This is a genomic window from Aeromonas sp. s6, assembly GCF_040907815.1.
In the GTDB taxonomy this organism is placed as follows: Bacteria; Pseudomonadota; Gammaproteobacteria; order Enterobacterales; family Aeromonadaceae; genus Aeromonas; species Aeromonas caviae.
Window position 1 is genome coordinate 1 of sequence record NZ_JBFOCN010000109.1, and the last position, 3,057, is coordinate 3,057.

The following is a 3,057-nucleotide window of genomic DNA, read 5'->3' on the forward strand; positions in this document are numbered from 1 at the left end:
CATCAGTCAGCTGATAACGGCGGGACACGGAATGGATCTTAAGCTGTTGAGAAGATGTGAGATTATATCTTCATCACTTTAAGAACACAGCCTAGCGCAGATTTAGCGCGACGGTTACCGCGATCAGAAGGGGGCGTCATGCTGAGTGAGTTCACCCCCAAGGGACAGCAACAGGCCGGTCTGTTTGCCCCGTCGTCCGCTCAATCGGATGCGCTGATGGCCGTGATGGACCAGATCAACGCCAAGGGATTGGGGCACGTAGGCTTTGCCAGCCAAGGCACGGGGTCTGGACTGCCCCCACGACAGTAGATATTTCCTACCGGGGGATTGGCTGCCCTGACCCGAAGGCACAAGTACCGACTGCTTTGGCTTGCACCGTCAGACAGCTATCAAAAGTACATCAACCGCCAAGTCTGCCTTCATGCTTGGCTTCATAGCCCAACAGACGATCTGGCGAGAGAACAAGTCGAGTACCATCGCCAAGTAGAGCTACCCTTCTTGAGTGCGGAATACCATCTCCATACATGGGCGTGAATGTCCGTTTTAGTAATCCCCCAGAAAACAGAGGGACTAGCCCATTTAAATGACACTAAATAAACCATTATAAATCAGCTGTTGTTAACAGCTGCAACATGGCATCATCATAGCTTTCAGTCTCAGACAGACGAATCGCCTGCTTCAATAACATAGACTCAAATAAATTTCTGGCAAGACGGCCATTTGCGAACTTGTCGGTGGAATTTCTGCAATTTGAAAACTTATCAAGCAATGCTATTTCCAGTTCTTTCTCTATTAAATAGTCATTTTTTTCAGCCATTACCTTGACTATTCTGACTAATTCCTCGTCATTGTAATCATCGAACTCAATGAAAAAGTTGAACCGAGACTTAAGGCCAGGGTTCATATTCAAAAACTGCTCCATTTCGTCTTTATAACCTGCAACAATAATCACAATATCGTCACGATACTTCTCCATGGCAACCATGAGAGTTTCAATTACGACCTTGCCGAAGTCATTCTTTTCGCCAGCTAAAGCATATGCTTCATCAATGAAGAGAACCCCGCCCTTGGCTTCTTCCAGAATTTTACTGGTAGTTTTTTCTGATTCTCCAATATATTCTCCGACGAGATCTGAACGCTTAACCTCTCTGAATCCTCCTTGGCTCACCAATCCATAAGCTTTGAATAACCTGCCAATAATTCCAGCTACTGTTGTTTTTCCTGTTCCTGGGTTACCCGTGAAAACGATATGTCTACCAACTGAAACCGACTCCAGGCCCAAATTTTTTCTTTTCTGTTGAATAGCACTGAAGGCAATGAGTTCTTTTATTTTACCTTTAACACCAGCCAAACCGACAATATCATTTAACTCATTCTTAATTGATGATATTTCATCATGTACAACATCGGCAACCTTATTTGTATCAGATGATGCGCCACATAAATTACAGAGTGCTGTTATAGATGCCTGTTTGCCCTGATACTTTATATTGAAAAATGAGCACAAGGTTTTAACATCAGTAAAGGTTAGACTATTTAAAGCTTGCGATAGAGATAGCGAGCTGAGCACTCGCTCAATTAATTCATGCTTATTTCCGGTACCAGTGAAGCCATTCGCCCTAAGAATAAATTGCAGGTGAGATTTATGGAGTTGCTCTAACAGTTCAAAAGAAACCATATAACTTCCTTATTTGTGAATGTGATTACATAGAAGTCAAGATGTACGCATATTTATCAGGTCCAATTGGCATACATTACTGCTCATGGTATCGTTTTTCAATAACAGTGAAAAAATATTTAAATATCTAAGAATGAACGCTTTGGTTGACATTTTTTCTAAGGAAGGTGCGAACCGCGAATTCAACTTCGAAGTGCGACACTCGCCTATGCCGCCTGACGGTACTCTTCGAATACCTTGACAGGCTGCCTGAATCCGAGACATTTCCGAGGTCGTAGGTTGAGCCACTGCTCCGCTCTCCTGACATCCTCGTCCGTGACCTCTCTCAGGTCTGTTCCCTTTGGGATAAACTGCCTCAACAGCCCATTGCTGTTCTCGTTCAGACCGCGCTCCCACGAAGAGTAAGGGTGCGCAAAGTAAGTCTCGGCACCCAGCGCTTCCTCTATCGCCTTGTGTTCGGCAAACTCGCCGCCGTTGTCAAAGGTGATGGTATGCACCTGCTCGATGTAGGGCGTTAACATCTCGATTATCGCATCCCGCACCACCCCAGCCTGTTTGCTCGCGACCCGCTTGACCAGATAGAGCCGGCTCTTGCGCTCCACCAGGGTGACCAGTGCACCTGTGCCTTGCTTGCCCAGCACCGTGTCCGCCTCCCAATCACCGAGCCGCTCCCGGCTATCGACGATAGCCGGCCGTTCATCAATAGAGCGGGCTTCCTTGATGGGAGAACGCAGGCTGCTCGCCCCCTTGCGGTAGCGCTTGTGGCCCTGGCGCAGATGGCGGTACAACTGGCCACCCCGGGCTTTGTCGGCGGCCACATGGCGGTATATCCACTCGTGACTCACCATGAGGCCTATCTGCTTGCCCACCGCGCTTATCTGCTCCGGGCTCCACCACCAGGCGAGTGTCAGCTCGACAAACTGGATGACATCGGCAGATAGCCGAGATTTGGCCGCACTGGCCCGTCGGTGGGTGGCGTGCTGATGCGCATTGTCTGGCTGGTAGCCCTGCGGCCCGGCGTTACGACGCAGCTCCCGGTAGAGGGTGGAGCGATGAACGCCAATGGCGCGTGCGGTGGCAAGGATGGACATCCCCTGTGCGCGAAGCACCGATAACTGGTATCGTTGCCCCTCGGTCAACTGCTGATAGCTCATGGTGATACTGCTTTTACTTTGGCGAGCAGAAGGGTACCACCAATCAGCAGTTGGCCACCTCTCGCCATTCATCCATGAGTGTCGCACTTATTATCTGAATTCCCGAACAAGTCCCTGATATGAGATCATGTTTGTCATCTGGAGCCATGGAACAGGGTTCATCATGAGTCATCAACTTACCTTCGCCGACAGTGAATTCAGCAGTAAGCGCCGTCAGACCAGAAA

General features: G+C 48.8%; 4 protein-coding genes and 1 pseudogene. 1 reads left to right on the forward strand and 4 read right to left on the reverse strand.

Annotated elements, in window-relative coordinates; translation table 11 throughout:
* Positions 1 to 138: 138 nt before the first annotated feature.
* Positions 139 to 309, forward strand: coding sequence for a DUF4113 domain-containing protein (locus AB5Y50_RS16780; RefSeq protein WP_234887597.1), 171 nt, complete (start codon positions 139 to 141; stop codon positions 307 to 309).
* Positions 310 to 381: 72 nt separating this feature from the next.
* On the opposite strand, the pseudogene AB5Y50_RS16785 reads toward AB5Y50_RS16780, so the two are convergent.
* The 4 genes and pseudogenes from AB5Y50_RS16785 to AB5Y50_RS16800 form a co-directional block, all read right to left on the reverse strand.
* Positions 382 to 507: pseudogene (locus AB5Y50_RS16785) on the reverse strand (IS3 family transposase); the annotation flags it as partial.
* Between the two features lie 94 nt (positions 508 to 601).
* Positions 602 to 1,678: an AAA family ATPase gene (locus tag AB5Y50_RS16790; RefSeq protein WP_161653746.1), complete on the reverse strand. Its 1,077-nt coding sequence runs from the start codon at positions 1,676 to 1,678 to the stop codon at positions 602 to 604.
* 206 nt (positions 1,679 to 1,884) lie between these two features.
* Positions 1,885 to 2,832 (reverse strand): IS30-like element ISAs2 family transposase, encoded by a 948-nt coding sequence (locus AB5Y50_RS16795; protein ID WP_019706001.1) that lies wholly within the window; start codon positions 2,830 to 2,832, stop codon positions 1,885 to 1,887.
* A gap of 43 nt (positions 2,833 to 2,875) precedes the next feature.
* Positions 2,876 to 3,057: hypothetical protein (locus AB5Y50_RS16800; protein ID WP_368163092.1), on the reverse strand; the 182-nt coding region annotated here is incomplete at its 5' end.

What these genes read in the sequence shown, in the direction of transcription:
- AB5Y50_RS16790 (WP_161653746.1), bottom strand. Translation starts at nt 1,678, where the DNA reads ATGGTTTCTTTTGAACTGTTAGAGCAACTCCATAAATCTCACCTGCAA.
- AB5Y50_RS16795 (WP_019706001.1), bottom strand. Translation starts at nt 2,832, where the DNA reads ATGAGCTATCAGCAGTTGACCGAGGGGCAACGATACCAGTTATCGGTG.
- AB5Y50_RS16780 (WP_234887597.1), top strand. Translation starts at nt 139, where the DNA reads ATGCTGAGTGAGTTCACCCCCAAGGGACAGCAACAGGCCGGTCTGTTT.